The sequence below is a fragment of the Halomonas elongata genome, assembly GCF_029081005.1.
GTDB lineage: Bacteria > Pseudomonadota > Gammaproteobacteria > Pseudomonadales > Halomonadaceae > Halomonas > Halomonas elongata_B.
This window is the reverse complement of sequence record NZ_JAJQTQ010000025.1, coordinates 36,103-52,471: the sequence shown is the minus strand read 5'-3', so window position 1 is coordinate 52,471 and position 16,369 is coordinate 36,103. Positions and strand designations below refer to the sequence as shown.

Sequence of the window (16,369 nt, the reverse complement as noted above, 5' to 3'; positions counted from 1 at the left end):
GTAAGCCGTAAGCCGTAAGCCGTAAGCCGTAAGCCGTAAGCCGTAAGCCGTAAGCCGTAAGCCGTAAGCCGTAAGCCAGGATAATACCGCCGACCGCTCAAGTGACGATGGTTTTTCTTACAGCTTACAGCTCTTAACTTACAGCTCCGGGCGCAGCCCGGCCGGTTTTTCTTAAAGCTTGCAGCTTATAGCTTACGGCTACCGGCGAAGCCGGGTAAGGCGAAGCCCGGGCGAGGGTTTAAAGCCGCCCCACAATTGTCGATAATATGCGACCAATTGCCCAAAGACGGGCGAGCGCCAGAATGGCACTGCCTGCAACGCCTACCACGGGCGATGCATTCCGTGCCCCGCTGACTGCCCGCGCCACAGGACATCGAAGACTTTCCATGAAAGACACCATCATTTCGCTTCTGGAGCGCGCCCTGGAAGACCTCCAGCGCCAGGCGGTACTGCCCGCCGAGCTCGCCCCGACCATCAAGGTCGACCCCGCCAAGGACAAGGCCCACGGCGACTACGCCACCAACCTGGCGTTGATGCTGGCCAAGCCGACCGGCTTGAAGCCCCGCGAACTGGCCGAGAAGCTGGTGGCGGCGCTGCCCGCCAGCGAGGCCGTCAGCAAGGTCGAGATCGCCGGCCCCGGCTTCATCAATTTCTTCGCCGCTACCGATGCCGCCGCCCAGGTGGTGCGGGAGGTCCTCGATGGCGGCGATGCCTTCGGGCGTAGCCTGGTGGGCCAGGGGCAGAAGGTCCAGGTGGAATTCGTCTCCGCCAACCCCACGGGACCGCTGCACGTCGGTCACGGTCGCGGCGCCGCGATCGGCGACTGCCTGAGCCGGCTGCTGGAAGCCTCGGGCTTCGATGTGACTCGCGAGTTCTACTACAACGACGCCGGCGCTCAGATAAGCAACCTGGCCCTCTCCGTTCAGGCCCGGGCCAAGGGCGTCACGCCCGAGGACGATGCCTGGCCTGCCGACGGCTACCGGGGCGGCTACATCACCGACGTGGCCAATGCCTACCTGGCCGGCGAAACCGTTCATGCCGATGACCGCCACGTCACCGCCGAGGGCGACCTGGACGATCTGGACGCCATCCGCGACTTCGCCGTGGCCTACCTGCGCCGCGAGCAGGACCTGGACCTGCGCGCCTTCGGCGTCGAGTTCGATGTCTACTTCCTCGAATCCTCGCTGTACCGCGATGGCAAGGTCGCGGCCGCTGCCGAGCGCCTGGCCGAAAAGGGTCACACCTACGAGCACGAAGGCGCCACCTGGCTGCGCACCACCGATTTCGGTGATGACAAGGACCGGGTGATGCGCAAGCGTGACGGCGACTACACCTATTTCCTGCCCGACGTCGCCTACCACCTGGACAAGTGGCAACGTGGTTTCACCACCGTGATCAACGAGCAGGGCGCCGATCATCACTCCACGGTGACCCGGGTGCGTGCCGGCCTGCAGGCGCTGGAGGCCGACATCCCCGAAGGCTGGCCCGACTATGTGCTGCACCAGATGGTGCTGGTCACCCGTTCCGGCGTCGAGGTGAAGCTCTCCAAGCGTGCTGGCAGCTACGTCACCCTGCGTGACCTGATCGATGAAGTGGGGCGCGATGCCACGCGTTTCTTCCTGGCCGCACGCCGTGCCGACTCTCAGTTGACCTTCGACATCGACCTGGCACGCTCCCAGTCCAACGACAACCCCGTCTATTACGTCCAGTACGCTCACGCACGCGTCTGCAGCATGCTGCGTAAGGCCCGGGCCGATGAACGCCCCTTCGACCACGACCTGGCCCTGGACAACCTGGCCCTGCTCGATGCCGAACAGGAAAAGACCCTGCTCAACCGCCTGGCACGCTATCCCGAGGTCGTCGAACGTGCCGCCCTCGCCCGCGAACCCCAGCAGATCGCCCAGTACCTGCAGGATCTCGCCGCCGAGTTCCACACCTGCTATAACGCCGTGAAGGTGATGGTCGAGGACGACGCTCAACGCAATGCCCGCCTGGCGCTGGGCCTGGCGGCCCGGCAGGTGCTGCGCAACGGCCTCGACTTGCTGGGTGTCGGTGCCCCGGAGGAGATGTAACGCATGGCGACCCGCAAGAAGGCCCCACCCCGCAAGCGCGGCGCCACCAGTCAGCGTCGCTCCTCCAGGAGCCAGACGCCACGCCGTGGCCTGCCGGGGTGGCTATGGGGGCTGGCCGGCCTGGTGGCCGGCTTCCTGATTTCTCAGCATCAGCATGGTACCGCGCCCTGGCAGGAGGCACCGGAGGCGCCCCTGGCCACGGTAGAGTCTCCGTCGTCCGACGCGCCGTCGCAGAATGACGCGTCCGCCGAACAGGAAACGGAGCCGGACGCGTCACCCATGCCGACCTTCGAGTTCTATACTCTGCTGCCGGAATCCGAGGTCGTCGCTCCCGGCGGCCAGATGCCCGACTCGACGGCCTCGCCGCCGTCACGCCCGGAACGGGAAGCCTCGGCGTCGCAGGACGATGAGACCTCCGATTCCCAGGCACCGGTGGATGACCCCATTGCCCAGGTCATCGCCGCCAACACCACCCAGGCCTCGGAGGCATCGGCCGACGAGCCGGAGGTCGAGGCGGATGGACGTTACATGCTGCAGGCCGCCTCCTTCCGTTCGACCGCCGACGCAGAACAACTCGCCGGGCGTCTCGAGGACTTCGGCCTGCTGGCCAATATCACCGAGGTCAAGACCGGGGACGGCGCGACCTGGCATCGCGTCCAGGCCGGCCCCTATACGGACCGCAACGAACTATCCAGGGCCCAGGACCTGATGGTCACCCAGGGTATCGAGCCCTTGCTGATCCAGTTGCAGAACTGAGTGGCGGCGGCCTCGCCGCCCATCCCAGGCGGTTGAATTTCCTCCCCCCCGCCCGCACCTAACCGAACAACGCATTCTCACGGCGCCAGCTAGGCGGCGCCGCAAAAGGGATCGCTGCACGAGCCGGCGAGCGGAAGGGACGGCGGCCATTGCGTTACGACGCCCCCCGCGCAGCATTCGTGGAGCCTTTCCAAAGTCATCGGGAGCCCCGCTCCCTCAAGGAGTCCCCTCCATGACCACGATCGTTTCCGTGCGTCGCGGCGACCAGGTGGCCCTGGCCGGCGATGGCCAGGTATCTCTGGGCAATACCGTGATGAAGGGCAACGCCAGCAAGGTGCGTCGCCTCTACCGTGGCCAGGTCCTGGCCGGCTTCGCCGGTGGTACCGCCGATGCCTTTACGCTGTTCGAACGCTTCGAGGCTCAACTCGAGAAGTATCAGGGCAACCTGGTCAAGTCCGCCGTCGAGCTGGCCAAGGACTGGCGAACCGACCGCGCCCTGCGCCGCCTCGAGGCACTGCTGGCGGTGGCCGACCAGCACGCCTCGTTGATCATTACCGGCAATGGCGATGTGGTCGAGCCCGAACGCGGCATCATCGCCATCGGTTCGGGCGGCAACTACGCTCTCGCCTCGGCTCGCGCCTTGCTCGACAACACCGATCTCCCGGCCCGCGAGATCACCGAGAAGTCGCTGGAGATCGCCGGCGACATCTGCGTGTTCACCAATCACCACGTCACGCTGGAAGAGCTCTGATCATGACCCGGATGACACCCCGCGAAATCGTCCACGCCCTGGACCAGTACATCATCGGCCAGCAGGACGCCAAGCGTGCCGTGGCCAGTGCCCTGCGCAACCGCTGGCGTCGCATGCAGCTCGATGAAGAGCTCCGTCAGGAGGTCACGCCCAAGAACATCCTGATGATCGGCCCCACCGGGGTGGGCAAGACCGAGATCGCCCGCCGACTGGCCAAGCTCTCCGGAGCGCCCTTCATCAAGATCGAGGCGACCAAGTTTACCGAGGTGGGTTATGTGGGTCGCGACGTTGAATCGATCATTCGCGACCTCACCGAAGCCGCCATCAAGCTGGTCCGCGAGCAGGCCAAGGACGAAGTGCGCCACCGGGCCGAGGATGCCGCCGAAGATCGCATCCTCGATGCTCTGCTGCCGCCACCGCGCGGCCAGGAAGATCAGCCGCGCACCGACAACGCGACCCGTCAGACCTTCCGCAAGAAACTCCGCGAAGGCCAGCTCGACGACAAGGAAATCGATATCGAGGTCACGCCCCAGGGCCAGGGGGTCGATATCATGACGCCGCCGGGCATGGAAGAGATGACCAGCCAGCTGCAGAGCCTGTTCTCCAACATGGGCAAGCAGAAGACAGAGACCCGCCGGGTAGCGGTCAAGGATGCCTTCTCGCTGCTGCGTGACGAAGAGGCCGCCAAGCTGGTCAACGAAGACGACATCAAGCAACGCGCCATCGACGCAGTGGAACAGCACGGCATCGTCTTCCTCGACGAGCTCGACAAGGTTGCCAAGGGCAGCGGCCAGTCCAGCGGCGGCGAGGTCTCCCGCGAGGGCGTGCAGCGCGACCTGCTGCCGCTGATCGAAGGCTCCAGCGTGTCCACCAAGCACGGCATGGTGAAGACCGACCATATCCTGTTCATCGCCTCCGGCGCCTTCCACCTCTCGCGCCCCTCGGACCTGATTCCCGAACTCCAGGGCCGGCTGCCGATCCGCGTCGAGCTCAACGCCCTGACGCCGAACGACTTCAAGCGCATCCTGACCGAGCCCTCGGCGGCCCTGACCCGCCAGTACGAAGCCCTGCTCGCCACCGAGGATCTCAAGGTGGAATTCACCGACGACGGCATCGAGCGCATCGCCGAGATCGCCTGGAAGGTCAACGAAGGCACCGAGAACATCGGCGCCCGCCGCCTTCACACGGTGATGGAGCGACTCCTCGAGGACGCCTCTTTCAAGGGCTCCGACCTCGGTGAGACACTGACCATCGACGCCGCCTACGTCGACTCCCAGCTCGGCGAACTCGCCGTCGACGAAGACCTGTCGCGTTACATCCTGTAAACGAGCTATAAGCTGTAAGCTTGAAGCTGGAAGAACACCGCTTCGCGGCGAAAGTTGGAAGACTCGGACTCACTTTGGGGTTCACTTCCAGCTTATAGCTTCAGGCTTACAGCTCACCGAAGGTGCCCCCATGTCCGCTCCGATTCCCACCAAGGTGCACTACCACAAGCAGGCCCGCGAGCTGGAGCTGACCTATGAAGATGACGTCAGTTTCCGGTTGTCGGTGGAGTACCTGCGAGTCTTCTCGCCTTCCGCCGAGGTGCGAGGCCATGGCGGCCCCGAGTCCGCCACCCTGCAGGTCGGCAAGAAGGACGTCGGTCTGGCCAACATCTCGCCGGTCGGGCGCTACGCGATCAAGCTGCACTTCGACGACGGCCACGACAGCGGGCTCTACAGCTGGGACTACCTGTACGAGCTGATACAGCACCGCGAGGCCAACTGGGCCGATTACCTGAAGCGCCTGGAGGAGGCCGGTGCGTCGCGGGAAGCGTTGAGCATCGAGATCAAGCAACTCTAGGAAAGCCGATGATTTCCTGTTGCGCTCGGCAGGCCGGTCGTCGGCGGTACTCGGCATCCTCATTTACTGGCGTGTAAACTCCGGTCCCTACGTTCCGGCGACGACCGACCCGCCTTCGCTCACGACGAAAATCATCGGCTTACCCTGCGGAACAAGCATAGCTGCCGTCAAGACAAGCGCCCCCGGGGGGCGCTACAATGCGCCCCATCGAGCGAGGCCCGGCCTCGCCTCCTTTGGTGCAGCTGACTCGGGAGCCCCTCGCATGACCAGCGACAAGCACACCACGCATTTCGGCTACCAGGAAGTTCCGGTCACGGAGAAGGCCTCCCGCGTGGCGGATGTCTTTCACTCGGTGGCCTCCCGCTACGATGTCATGAACGATCTGATGTCCTTCGGCATCCATCGAGTCTGGAAGCGCCTGACCATCGAACGTGCCGGCGTACGCCCAGGCCACAGCGTGCTCGACATCGCCGGCGGCACCGGTGATCTGACCTTCAAGTTCTCGCGACTGGTCGGCCCACGCGGCCGCGTGGTACTGGCCGACATCAACGAATCCATGCTGCGGGTCGGTCGCGACAAGCTGCTCGATCGTGGCGTGGGCGGCAATATCGAGTACGTTCAGGCCAACGCCGAGACCCTGCCTTTTCCCGACAACAGCTTCGATTGCATCACCATCGCCTTCGGCCTGCGCAACGTCACCGACCAGGACGCCGCCTTGCGTTCCATGGCACGCGTGCTCAAACCCGGCGGCCGCCTGCTGGTCCTCGAGTTTTCCAAGCCTCGCAGCGCCCTGCTCAACCGCGCCTACGACGAGTACTCTTTCCGACTGCTGCCCCGCATGGGCGAATGCGTCGCCGGCGACGCCGACAGTTACCGCTATCTGGCCGAATCGATTCGCATGCATCCCGATCAGGAAACCCTCAAGGGCATGATGGAAACCGCCGGCCTGGAGCGCGTCGAGTACACCAACCTCACCGGCGGCATCGTCGCCCTGCATCGCGGCATCAAACTGTGAGGCCGAGATGACATCGACCCTGTTGCTGGCCGGCCTCGAACGCACCCTCAATGCCTTGCTCGCCCGCGATCCCGCCGCACCGTCACGCCTCTCGCGCCTGGCCGGGAAGCGCATCCTGCTGCGCCTGGAACACCCCTCCCTGGCACTGAGCGCCCACTTCCATCCCGGCGGCATCGATCTGCTGCGCCCGGACGATCTCGATGAAGCGTCCTTCGACGCCACTGTCGAGCTCGATACCGAGACCCTCGGCGAATTGCTGGGCGGCGCCGCCATCGAGCGCCTGATGTTCCAGGGCAGGCTGGCCGTCAGGGGGCGCGTCCATCTGCTGGAGGACGTCCGCGACCTGCTGCTGGACCTCGACCTGGACTGGGAAGGCGAACTGGCACGCTGGCTCGGCGACGTGCCCGCCCATAGCCTGGCCGAGGGCATGCGCAGCGTCGGTCGCTGGGGCCTTCGCACCCAACGCGAGCTACGCGCCGACGTGGCCGAGTATGTCTTCGAGGAAGCCCGACTGCTGCCGGGGCAACATCAATTCGAGATGATGCGCGACCACCTCACCGACCTCGAGCTCGCCACCGATCGCCTGGAGGCGCGTCTCGAACGGTTGCGTCGACGGCTGACCGCGCCGGAGGCTTCGGCATGATCCCGCGCCTGCTGCGCATCACCTGGGTCATCAGCCGCTATCGGCTGGATACCCTGTTGCCGTTGACGCGCATGCCCTGGTGGCTCAGGGCGCTCTTCCTGCTGTCACCGCTACGCCTGATTCCCACCGGCCCGCGCTGCCGCGGCGAGCGGTTGCGCCTGGCTCTGGAGACTCTCGGGCCGATCTTCGTCAAGTTCGGCCAGGTACTGTCGACGCGACGCGATCTCTTGCCACCGGATATCGCCGATGAGCTTCGGCGTCTTCAGGACCAGGTCCCTCCCTTCCCCGGCGAACAAGCTCGCTCGCTGGTGGAAGAGGAACTCGACATGTCGATCGACGAGGCCTTTGCCCGCTTCGCCGCAGAGCCGCTGGCATCGGCCTCCATCGCCCAGGTTCACGCCGCTACCCTGCACGGTGGCGAGGACGTGGTCGTCAAGATCATCCGCCCCGGCATCGAACGGGTCATGCGGCAGGACATGGCGCTGCTTTACCGACTCGCCGCGATCCTGGCGCGGGTTCCCGAGGCTCGCCGCCTGCGGCCGGTGGAAGTGGTACGCGACTACGAATCGACGCTGTTCGACGAGCTCGACCTGACCAAGGAAGCCGCCAACACCTCCCAGCTCAAGCGCAACTTCCATCTCTCGCCGCTGCTGTACGTGCCGTCAACCTACTGGGACCTGACTCGCCACCGGGTCATGGTCCAGGAGCGCATCCACGGCGTCCCGGTGGCCGATACCGCCGCCCTCGAGGCCCAGGGCACCGATCTGAAGAAACTCGCCGAGCGCGGGGTGGAAATCTTCTTCACCCAGGTCTTCCGCGACAACTTCTTTCATGCCGACATGCACCCGGGCAACATCTTCGTGGCTCGCGAGACGCCCGCTGACCCGCAATACATCGCCATCGACTGCGGCATCGTCGGCAGCCTGACCCGCGAGGATCAGGACTACCTGGCCCGCAACCTGCTGGCCTTCTTCCACCAGGACTACTACGAGGTCGCCGCCCTGCACATCGAATCCGGCTGGGTCGGCGAGGATACTCGCGCCAACGAATTCGCCGCCGCGGTCCGCACGGTCTGCGAGCCGATCCTCGAAAAGCCTCTCAAGGACATCTCCTTCGGTCAGGTATTGCTGGGCCTGTTCCAGACCGCACGTCGCTTCAACATGGAAGTTCAACCGCAACTGGTGCTGTTGCAGAAGACGCTGCTCAATATCGAGGGCCTCGGACGCCAGCTCTATCCGGACCTGGATCTGTGGGCCACGGCCAAACCCTTCCTGGAACAGTGGATGCGCGAACGCGCCGGCGCCCGCGGACTCTGGGAATCCCTCAAGCGCCAAGCCCCGGAGCTCTCCCGCCAGTTGCCGGAACTTCCCGTGCTGGCTCATCAAGCGCTGTCGAGAGCCGAACACGGTCACCAGTATCAACGTCGCCAGGCCCGGGCAGTGGATGATATCCGGCGCCGCCTCGACCGCCAGACTCGACGCCATCGGCGGTTACGCCTGGGCGTGCTGCTGGTGGCCGTGGCCCTGGCCTGGCAGCCGCTGGCCGAGTGGGCCGACGGACAACCCTGGCCGGTGCTCGGTGCCGCCCTGGTGGGTGCCCTGCTATTGGCGTGGAACTGACAACTCTGCAATGGAACCTTAACCCATGAGCGATATCCTCGAACGCCTTCACGACGTGCTCGAACAGCGTCGTCACGCGGATCCGGAAGACTCCTACGTGGCTGCCTTGCATCACAAGGGCTTGAACAAGATACTCGAGAAAGTCGGCGAGGAAGCTACCGAGACCCTGCTGGCGGCCAAGGACGCCGAAGGCGGCGGGGACGACCAGCGCCAGGCGCTGGTCGCCGAGACCGCCGACCTGTGGTTTCATAGTCTGGTGATGCTGTCGCACCTGGATCTGGATCACCGCCAGGTGCTCGACGAGCTGGCCCGACGCCTCGGCGTCTCCGGACACGACGAGAAGGCCGCACGATAGCGCCAGCGGGTGCCATCGTGCTCGATTCGCACCTTCGCTTCGGCTCACCCCGAAGCCAAAACCTGAGGAAGTCTCCATGTTAGGTGGTATCAGTATCTGGCAACTGCTGATCGTGCTCGGCATCATCATCCTGATCTTCGGCACCAAGAAGCTGCGCAATGTCGGCGGCGACCTGGGCGGAGCCGTGAAGGGTTTCAAGAAGGCCATGGACGAGGACGAGAAAGGCGACGACAAGGCCAAGGACGATCCTCAGGCGCAAGTCCGCCATGACGACGAGGGCACGACCTACGACGTCAAGGCCGAGCGCAAGGCCGAGGAACCGGATGAGCGCAAGTAAGCCGCCATGTTCGACATCGGCTTTCTCGAACTCCTGATCCTCGGCGTCGTCGGCCTGCTGGTGCTGGGGCCCGAGCGCCTGCCCAGGGCAGCTCGCACCGCCGGACTATGGATCGGGCGCGTCAAGCGCACCGTGTCCGACATGCAGCGGGAGATCAACAGCCAGCTCGAGGCGGAGGAGCTTCGCCGCAAGCTCGACGAGCAACAGAAAAGGCTCGATGAGGGCGTCGATCGCGTCAAACGCGATGTCGAGGGTCTCGCCGAGACAGAGACTCGTGCCAGCGATGATGCCTCGACCGCCCACCGCGAGCCTTCGACCGGCGCGCCATCATCGGAACGCGCCGATACCCAGCCCCACCCCGTCGAGTCACCCCCTCAAGACGCCGACAAGGACGCCACTTCCCGATGAACCAACAGGAGCCCAAGCAAGCCCCGCTGATCGAACATCTGATCGAGCTGCGCTCGCGGCTGATGCGCGCCGTGGTCGTCATCCTGGTGATCTTCCTCGGGCTTTATGCCTTCGCCAACGACATCTACACCTTCGTTGCCGATCCCCTGATGGCTCTGCTGCCGGAAGGCTCGCAGATGATCGCCACCGAAGTGGCGTCTCCCTTCCTGGCCCCCTTCAAGCTGACCCTGATGGTGTCAGTGTTCATTGCCGTCCCTTTCGTGCTCCACCAGGCCTGGGCCTTCATCGCGCCCGGCCTGTACGACAACGAAAAGAAACTGGCATTTCCCCTGCTGGCCTCGAGCATCGCGCTTTTCTATGCCGGCGCCGCCTTTGCCTACTACGTGGTCTTCCCGCTGCTGTTCCAGTTCTTCACCCAGGCCGGGCCCGAGAACGTGGCAGTGATGACCGACATCCAGCAGTACCTCAACTTCGTTCTCAAGCTGTTCTTCGCCTTCGGCGTGGCCTTCGAGATTCCCATCGCCACCTTCCTGCTGATCCTCTCCGGCGCCACCACCGTGGAAAGCCTGTCCCGCAAGCGACCCTACGTCGTGCTCGGCTGCTTCGTCATCGGCATGCTGCTGACCCCGCCCGACGTCGTCTCCCAGAGCCTGCTGGCGGTACCCATGTACCTGCTCTACGAAGTCGGGCTGCTGTTCGGACGGCTGGTCAAGCGGAAGCGCGACGCGGATGCGGCCGACGAGCCGTAGGCTCGAAGCTCGAAGCTCGAAGCTCGAAGCTCGAAGCTCGAAGCTCGAAGCTCGAAGCTCGAAGCTCGAAGGCAACATGCCCCCCGATGGCATGGGGTCAAGGTTTATTCTTCCAACTTCAAGCTGCCAGGCGCGAAGCGCCGCTCTTCCAGCTTAAAGATCCATCAGCTCGTCGACACGATCGACCAGCTTGAAGATGCCGGTGGCGGCTTCGCCGATGCGCGTCGCCAGCATGTAGGCCGGTGTGGTGACGACGCGGTTCTCGAAGTCCACGACGATATCCTCGACACCGCAGCTGCGATGCAGACCGCCCATGGCACTGATCGCGCCGGCGACGCTCGGGTCATGACCGATGGTCACGGCGATGCCCGGCCCCAGGAGTCGCGGCACCATCACCGGCGCGATGCACATCAGGCCGATCGGCTTGCGGTCCTCGTAGAAGTCCGCCAGCGCTTCCTGCAGTCCGGCCTGGATGACCAGGTCGGCACCATCCTCGGCAAAGGTGGAGAGGTTCTTGGCCACTCCGAAGCCCCCCGGCAGGATCACGGCATCGAACTCGTCGGCCTCGAGCTCCTCGAGGGGCAGGCCATCCCCCCGGGCCAGACGCGCCGACTCGACGAGCACGTTGCGACGCTCCTCGCCCCGTGCCTCTCCATTGCGATGGTCGATCACATCATGCTGATCGATGTCCGGGGCGAAGCAGCGATAGCCGATGCCCAGTTGGTCCAGGCGCAACAGGGTCAGGGTGGTCTCGTAGATTTCCGAACCGTCCTGTACCCCGCACCCCGACAGAATCACCGCTACCTGCTTGCTCATGCTCGTCTCCTTGAACGCGTGCTCCCACCGGCCTCGCCGGACGGGGTCGGTCAATATGAACCCTTCACTGTAGAGAGTCGCCAGGGGTGCGACAAGGCGCATCTTTCGACACCGTGCCACGCTGATATACTCGAGGCACTGTCATCACAATGTCATCTCGGACCGCCAGACTTTGTCCTGGCGGCCAAGGTCACCAGTCGGAGAAGAAACCTTGAGTCTCATGACCTCACGCCAGTTTCCCGCCACGCGCATGCGACGCATGCGCCGTGACGATTTCTCGCGCCGCATGATGCGCGAGAACACCCTGACACCGGCCGACCTGATCTGGCCGGTGTTCGTGCTCGACGGCGAAGGCCAGCGTGAGGCGGTGCCTTCCATGCCAGACGTGGAGCGACTTTCCCTGGATCTGCTGATCGAGGAGGCGCGGGAGGCTCGCGACCTGGGGATCCCCGTACTGGCACTCTTCCCGGTGGTGGAGCCATCGCTGAAGAGCGAGCTGGCCGAGGAATCGTACAGCGCCGGTGGGCTGATCCAGCGTAGCGTACGCGAACTCAAGCGAGCCGTCCCGGAACTCGGCATCATGACCGACGTGGCCCTGGATCCCTACACCAGTCACGGACAGGACGGCATCCTCGACGCCGACGGCTACGTGCTCAACGACCGTACCGTGGAGACCCTGCTCAAGCAGGCCTTGTCCCACGCCGAGGCGGGCGCCGACATCATCGCCCCATCCGACATGATGGACGGACGTATCGGCACCATCCGCCAGGTGCTGGAGAAGGAGCGACTGCACAACACCCGGATCATGGCCTACAGCGCCAAATATGCATCGAGTTACTACGGTCCCTTCCGCGACGCCGTGGGTTCGGCAAGCAACCTGGGGCGCGCCGACAAGGCCACCTACCAGATGGACTCCGCCAACGGCGACGAGGCCCTCCACGAGGTGGCTCTGGACCTCGCCGAGGGCGCCGACATGGTGATGGTCAAGCCCGGCATGCCCTACCTGGACGTGGTCCGCCGCGTGAAGGACGAATTCCGGGTGCCGACCTTCGCTTATCAGGTCAGCGGCGAGTACGCCATGCACATGGCCGCCTTCGACAATGGCTGGCTGGACGTCGACGCGGTCATGCTGGAATCGCTGATGTGTTTCAAGCGTGCCGGTGCCGACGGCGTCCTGACGTATTTCGCCAAGCGAGCGGCTCGCCTGCTCGCCGGCGGGTCCGACGAAACCTGAGCGCCGGATGGGAGCCCCTCCCGACGGCCGACGACAGCAGGGAACTCCCATGGAAGAATCGCACAGCCCCAATGCCAAGCCCGATCTGGACATCACCTCGAGCGGCGAGGCACCGGTGCCTCGACTCAACCAGACACGCACCGGCATCAAGCCCAAGGCGATGCCCGATCCGGAGGCGGATCTCACCGACCCGGGCCTGTACTTCAACCGTGAGCTGTCCCATCTGCAGTTCAACGTGCGAGTCCTCGAGCAGGCGCTGGACGAAGCGCATCCGCTCCTCAATCGGCTGATGTTCCTGCTGATCTTCTCGTCCAACATGGACGAGTTCTTCGAGATCCGGGTGGCGGGACTCAAGAACCAGGTGGCACTGGGCGACGAGACGACCGGCGCCGATGGTCGCTCGCCACGTTCGGTGCTGACCGAGATCGCCCAGATCGCCCACGAGCAGGTCGAGCGCCAGTACCGAATCCTCAACGAGCGGCTGATTCCGGCCCTGGAACAGCAGGGCCTGCGATTCCGGCGCCGTGGCGACTGGAGCGACGCACAACGCGGCTGGGTGCGTGACTACTTCGAATCCGAAATCATGCCGGTGATCAGTCCCATCGGGCTGGATCCCTCGCATCCCTTCCCTCGACTGGTCAACAAGAGCCTGAACTTCATCGTCGAACTGGAGGGCAAGGATGCCTTCGGTCGCGAGGGAGGCATGGCGATCCTCCCGGCGCCGCGTTCACTGCCCCGGGTGATCGCCTTGCCGAACGAGCTTTGCGAGGATGGTTTCACCGAATATGTCTTCTTGTCGTCGATGATTCACGCCCATGCCGAAGAGGTCTTCCCCGGCATGTCGGTGCGCGGCTGTTACCAGTTCCGGCTGACCCGCAATGCCGATCTCTCGGTAGATCCGGAGGATGTCTCCGACCTGGCCTCGGCGCTGCGCGGCGAGTTGCTTTCACGTCGTTACGGCAGCGGCGTGCGACTCGAGGTGGCCGACAACTGCCCCGACGAGCTCGTCGACTTCCTCCTCAAACAGTTCGAACTGGACGAGGCGGACCTCTACCGGGTCAACGGCCCGGTGAACCTGACCCGCATGATGTCGGTGCTCGGCGATGTGGATCGCCCCGAGCTGCTCTATCGCACCTTCATTCCCGGGCAGACCAAGGCGCTCAACAAGCGCGACAGCGTGCTCCATGCCATGGCCGAGGGCGATATCCTGTTGCACCACCCCTTCCAGTCCTTCGCTCCCGTCGAGGAGTTGCTGCGCGAGGCGGCACGGGACCAGGATGTGCTGGCCATCAAGCAGACCCTCTACCGCACCGGCGCCGACTCGCCGATCGTCAACGCCCTGGTGGAGGCCGCCGGCAACGGCAAGGAAGTGACCGTGGTGATCGAGCTGAGGGCGCGCTTCGACGAGGCCGACAACCTGGCCCTCGCCTCGCGGCTGCAGGAAGCCGGGGCCATCGTCATCTACGGCGTGATGGCCTACAAGACCCACGCCAAGATGATGCACATCGTGCGCCGCGAACGGGGCCAGCTACGACACTATGCGCATCTCGGCACCGGTAACTACCACTCCAAGACCGCCAAGCTGTACACCGATTACAGTCTGCTCACCGCCAATCCCGTGTTGTGCGCCGATGTTCACAAGGTCTTCCAGCAACTCTCCGGCATGGGCCGGGCGCGCAAGATCGAGAAGCTCCTGCATGCGCCCTTCACTCTGCACGAACGACTCGTGGAGATGATCGACCGTGAAGCCGCACACGCCCGCAAGGGCAAGCGTGCCCACCTGATCATCAAGTGCAATTCACTCACCGAACCCAAGCTGATCCAGGCCCTCTACCGCGCCTCCCAGGCCGGTGTGGAGTGCGACCTGATCATCCGCGGCATGTGCTGCCTGCGCCCCGGCCTGCCCGGCATCTCCGAATCCATCCGGGTACGCTCGATCATCGGCCGTTTCCTGGAACACACCCGGGTCTTTCATTTCCACAACGACGGCAAGCCGGAAACCTGGGGCTCGAGCGCCGACTTCATGGCACGCAACATGTTTCACCGCGTGGAAACCTGCTTCCCGCTGCTCGACAAGAAACTGGCGGCACGGGTTCGCAAGGATCTCGAGACCTACCTCGTGGACAACTGCCAGAGCTGGCTGCTGCAGGGTGACGGCACCTACGTCAAGCAGACGCCCGGCGACGCCGCCCCGATCAGCGCACAGGAAACGCTGCTCTACGCCTACGCCGCCCGGGCCTAGGCTCGAAGCTCGAAGCTCGAAGCTCGAAGCTCGAAGCTCGAAGCTCGAAGCTCGAAGCTCGAAGGCAGTATCCTGCCCCACTGCTCTAAAACGTCAAACCCTCCGAGGCATCACCTCGGAGGGTTTTTCTTACCACTTGAAGCTTACAGCTTATAGCTCCCGGCGCAGGCGCTCCGCCGCTGTCAGCAGCAGGTGCTCGGTCGTCTCCCAGCCGATACAGGCGTCGGTCACCGAAACGCCGTAGCGCAGTGGACCCGGCTCGAGAGACTGCTTGCCTTCGTGGATGTGGCTTTCGAGCATCAGGCCGATCAAGGCATCGTCGCCTGCCAGTCGCTGCCCCAGTACATCGAGCATCACTTCGCTCTGGCGCCGATGGTCCTTGCGGGCATTGGCGTGGCTGCAATCCACCATCAGACGCGGCAGGAACCCCGCATCCGCCAGGGCCCGGCGACTCGCCGCCACCCGGGGCGCCCGGTAATTGGGCTCGCCGTGTCCACCGCGCAATACCACATGGGTATGGGAGTTGCCGGCCGTCTCGCGCACCACCGGACTCCCGTCCGGCGCCATGGCGAAATGTTGATGGGGATGCCGCGCGGCGTGCATGGCATCCAGGGCAACCCCGAGATCCCCATTGGTGGCGTTCTTGAAGCCGACCACCGCCTCCAGACCACTGGCCAGTTCACGATGCAGCTGGGATTCCGTGGTCCGGGCCCCGATGGCGACCCAGGACAGCAGGTCGTCCAGGTAGGCGGCCAGCATCGGCTGCAGCAGTTCGGTGGCCACCGGCAGTCCCAGTTCGGCGATGTCGCGCATCAGCCGACGCGACATGGCCAGGCCCCTGGCCATGTCGCCGCGACCATCCAGGTCGGGGTCATAGGCCAATCCCTTCCAGCCCACGGTAGTGCGGGGCTTCTCCACATAGACGCGCATCACCGGCAGGATACGGTCGTCGATGCGCGGCGCCAGTTCCGCCAGGCGACGGGCATAGTCGAGGGCCGCGTCGGGATCATGAATCGAGCAGGGGCCAACGACCACCAGCAACCGATCGTCCCGGCCGGCGAGGATGTCGCGAATGGCCTGGCGCTGTTGCCGAATACGGCCGGCGAGCGGCGAGGCGAGCGAGACGTCGTGACGAAGCGCTTCAGGGGTGGGCAGAGCAGCCTCGTCGGTTCGATCCTGCAGGGCTGCGCGCTGGGAAAGCGAGGAAACGGGGGCATTCATGGGTTTCAACTCCGTGAGCGTGAACATCGATTGGCTGTCGTCGTGCCGCCGGAAAGCTCACGGTCGGAGGCAGCGTCCAGGCCCGACCGCGCAACGCTAAATCGCCAGCCATAACCGTAATAGTCCCGTCCCGGGGTACGGCGATCGGCGTAAAAGCGATGGTTGACGGTCATGGTCGTTCTCCTCGATGAATGCAAGGGGACAAAACGCGAAACCCCCGGGCGGGGTTGCCGTCCGGGGGTTTCGCTGATGGAGGCAACCCTTGGTGGGGCGTGCCTCGCGGTGATGTCCTTCGCTGAAAGTGGCGTC

General features: G+C 64.6%; 16 protein-coding genes. 14 read left to right on the top strand and 2 right to left on the bottom strand.

Going from position 1 to position 16,369, the window contains the following annotated elements; genetic code table 11:
* Positions 1-386: 386 nt before the first annotated feature.
* The 12 genes from argS to tatC all read left to right on the top strand — a co-directional run bounded on the left by argS (position 387) and on the right by tatC (position 10,547).
* A complete protein-coding gene (argS, locus tag LU493_RS15675) occupies positions 387-2,072 on the top strand; it encodes an arginine--tRNA ligase (RefSeq protein WP_275288736.1) in 1,686 nt (561 codons plus the stop codon).
* 3 nt (positions 2,073-2,075) lie between these two features.
* Complete coding sequence (locus tag LU493_RS15670; protein ID WP_275288735.1) at positions 2,076-2,828, top strand: SPOR domain-containing protein; 753 nt, start codon at positions 2,076-2,078, stop codon at positions 2,826-2,828.
* A 232-nt stretch (positions 2,829-3,060) separates the two neighbouring features.
* Positions 3,061-3,579 carry an ATP-dependent protease subunit HslV gene (hslV, locus tag LU493_RS15665; protein ID WP_275288734.1) on the top strand — a complete coding sequence of 173 codons (519 nt, stop codon included), beginning with the start codon at positions 3,061-3,063 and terminating at the stop codon, positions 3,577-3,579.
* A gap of 2 nt (positions 3,580-3,581) precedes the next feature.
* Positions 3,582-4,904 (top strand): ATP-dependent protease ATPase subunit HslU, encoded by a 1,323-nt coding sequence (gene hslU / locus LU493_RS15660; protein ID WP_275288733.1) that lies wholly within the window; start codon positions 3,582-3,584, stop codon positions 4,902-4,904.
* A 130-nt stretch (positions 4,905-5,034) separates the two neighbouring features.
* Positions 5,035-5,421, top strand: coding sequence for a DUF971 domain-containing protein (locus tag LU493_RS15655; protein ID WP_275288732.1), 387 nt, complete (start codon positions 5,035-5,037; stop codon positions 5,419-5,421).
* 262 nt (positions 5,422-5,683) lie between these two features.
* On the top strand, positions 5,684-6,436 hold the full coding sequence (ubiE, locus tag LU493_RS15650; RefSeq protein ID WP_275288731.1) for a bifunctional demethylmenaquinone methyltransferase/2-methoxy-6-polyprenyl-1,4-benzoquinol methylase UbiE: 753 nt from the start codon (positions 5,684-5,686) through the stop codon (positions 6,434-6,436).
* Positions 6,437-6,443: 7 nt separating this feature from the next.
* Positions 6,444-7,079, top strand: coding sequence for a ubiquinone biosynthesis accessory factor UbiJ (locus LU493_RS15645; protein ID WP_275288730.1), 636 nt, complete (start codon positions 6,444-6,446; stop codon positions 7,077-7,079).
* Positions 7,076-8,698: a ubiquinone biosynthesis regulatory protein kinase UbiB gene (gene ubiB, locus LU493_RS15640; RefSeq protein ID WP_275288729.1), complete on the top strand. Its 1,623-nt coding sequence runs from the start codon at positions 7,076-7,078 to the stop codon at positions 8,696-8,698. The genes LU493_RS15645 and ubiB overlap by 4 nt, the downstream gene beginning before the upstream one ends.
* A 25-nt stretch (positions 8,699-8,723) precedes the next feature.
* Positions 8,724-9,053 (top strand): phosphoribosyl-ATP diphosphatase, encoded by a 330-nt coding sequence (locus LU493_RS15635; RefSeq protein WP_064699626.1) that lies wholly within the window; start codon positions 8,724-8,726, stop codon positions 9,051-9,053.
* Positions 9,054-9,129: 76 nt separating this feature from the next.
* A complete protein-coding gene (tatA, locus tag LU493_RS15630; protein ID WP_275288728.1) occupies positions 9,130-9,390 on the top strand; it encodes a Sec-independent protein translocase subunit TatA in 261 nt (86 codons plus the stop codon).
* 6 nt (positions 9,391-9,396) lie between these two features.
* Positions 9,397-9,798, top strand: a complete 402-nt coding sequence (gene tatB, locus LU493_RS15625) for a Sec-independent protein translocase protein TatB (protein WP_275288727.1) — start codon at positions 9,397-9,399, stop codon at positions 9,796-9,798.
* Positions 9,795-10,547, top strand: a complete 753-nt coding sequence (gene tatC / locus LU493_RS15620) for a twin-arginine translocase subunit TatC (RefSeq protein ID WP_275288725.1) — start codon at positions 9,795-9,797, stop codon at positions 10,545-10,547. The genes tatB and tatC overlap by 4 nt, the downstream gene beginning before the upstream one ends.
* A gap of 153 nt (positions 10,548-10,700) precedes the next feature.
* Here the strand turns inward: tatC and elbB are convergent, their stop codons facing one another.
* The gene (gene elbB, locus LU493_RS15615) at positions 10,701-11,363 is read right to left on the bottom strand and encodes an isoprenoid biosynthesis glyoxalase ElbB (protein ID WP_275288724.1); all 663 of its coding nucleotides are present in this window, start codon (positions 11,361-11,363) and stop codon (positions 10,701-10,703) included.
* Positions 11,364-11,583: 220 nt separating this feature from the next.
* Here elbB and hemB point away from each other — a divergent pair, with 220 nt between their 5' ends.
* Together hemB and ppk1 are read left to right on the top strand one after the other, a co-directional pair.
* The gene (hemB, locus tag LU493_RS15610) at positions 11,584-12,597 is read left to right on the top strand and encodes a porphobilinogen synthase (RefSeq protein WP_428994572.1); all 1,014 of its coding nucleotides are present in this window, start codon (positions 11,584-11,586) and stop codon (positions 12,595-12,597) included.
* Positions 12,598-12,646: 49 nt separating this feature from the next.
* Entirely contained in the window at positions 12,647-14,839 is a 2,193-nt protein-coding gene (gene ppk1 / locus LU493_RS15605) for a polyphosphate kinase 1 (protein WP_275288722.1), read from the top strand.
* 150 nt (positions 14,840-14,989) lie between these two features.
* Here the strand turns inward: ppk1 and LU493_RS15600 are convergent, their stop codons facing one another.
* Positions 14,990-16,060, bottom strand: coding sequence for a 3-deoxy-7-phosphoheptulonate synthase (locus LU493_RS15600; protein WP_275288721.1), 1,071 nt, complete (start codon positions 16,058-16,060; stop codon positions 14,990-14,992).
* Positions 16,061-16,369 lie beyond the last annotated feature (309 nt).

Excerpts from the sequence above, each read along its gene's own strand:
- ubiE (WP_275288731.1), top strand. The coding sequence starts at position 5,684 with ATGACCAGCGACAAGCACACCACGCATTTCGGCTACCAGGAAGTTCCG.
- tatC (WP_275288725.1), top strand. The coding sequence starts at position 9,795 with ATGAACCAACAGGAGCCCAAGCAAGCCCCGCTGATCGAACATCTGATC.
- LU493_RS15635 (WP_064699626.1), top strand. The coding sequence starts at position 8,724 with ATGAGCGATATCCTCGAACGCCTTCACGACGTGCTCGAACAGCGTCGT.
- LU493_RS15655 (WP_275288732.1), top strand. The coding sequence starts at position 5,035 with ATGTCCGCTCCGATTCCCACCAAGGTGCACTACCACAAGCAGGCCCGC.
- hemB (WP_428994572.1), top strand. The coding sequence starts at position 11,584 with ATGACCTCACGCCAGTTTCCCGCCACGCGCATGCGACGCATGCGCCGT.
- argS (WP_275288736.1), top strand. The coding sequence starts at position 387 with ATGAAAGACACCATCATTTCGCTTCTGGAGCGCGCCCTGGAAGACCTC.
- hslV (WP_275288734.1), top strand. The coding sequence starts at position 3,061 with ATGACCACGATCGTTTCCGTGCGTCGCGGCGACCAGGTGGCCCTGGCC.
- tatA (WP_275288728.1), top strand. The coding sequence starts at position 9,130 with ATGTTAGGTGGTATCAGTATCTGGCAACTGCTGATCGTGCTCGGCATC.
- LU493_RS15645 (WP_275288730.1), top strand. The coding sequence starts at position 6,444 with ATGACATCGACCCTGTTGCTGGCCGGCCTCGAACGCACCCTCAATGCC.
- LU493_RS15670 (WP_275288735.1), top strand. The coding sequence starts at position 2,076 with ATGGCGACCCGCAAGAAGGCCCCACCCCGCAAGCGCGGCGCCACCAGT.
- ubiB (WP_275288729.1), top strand. The coding sequence starts at position 7,076 with ATGATCCCGCGCCTGCTGCGCATCACCTGGGTCATCAGCCGCTATCGG.
- tatB (WP_275288727.1), top strand. The coding sequence starts at position 9,397 with ATGTTCGACATCGGCTTTCTCGAACTCCTGATCCTCGGCGTCGTCGGC.
- ppk1 (WP_275288722.1), top strand. The coding sequence starts at position 12,647 with ATGGAAGAATCGCACAGCCCCAATGCCAAGCCCGATCTGGACATCACC.
- elbB (WP_275288724.1), bottom strand. The coding sequence starts at position 11,363 with ATGAGCAAGCAGGTAGCGGTGATTCTGTCGGGGTGCGGGGTACAGGAC.
- hslU (WP_275288733.1), top strand. The coding sequence starts at position 3,582 with ATGACCCGGATGACACCCCGCGAAATCGTCCACGCCCTGGACCAGTAC.
- LU493_RS15600 (WP_275288721.1), bottom strand. The coding sequence starts at position 16,060 with ATGAATGCCCCCGTTTCCTCGCTTTCCCAGCGCGCAGCCCTGCAGGAT.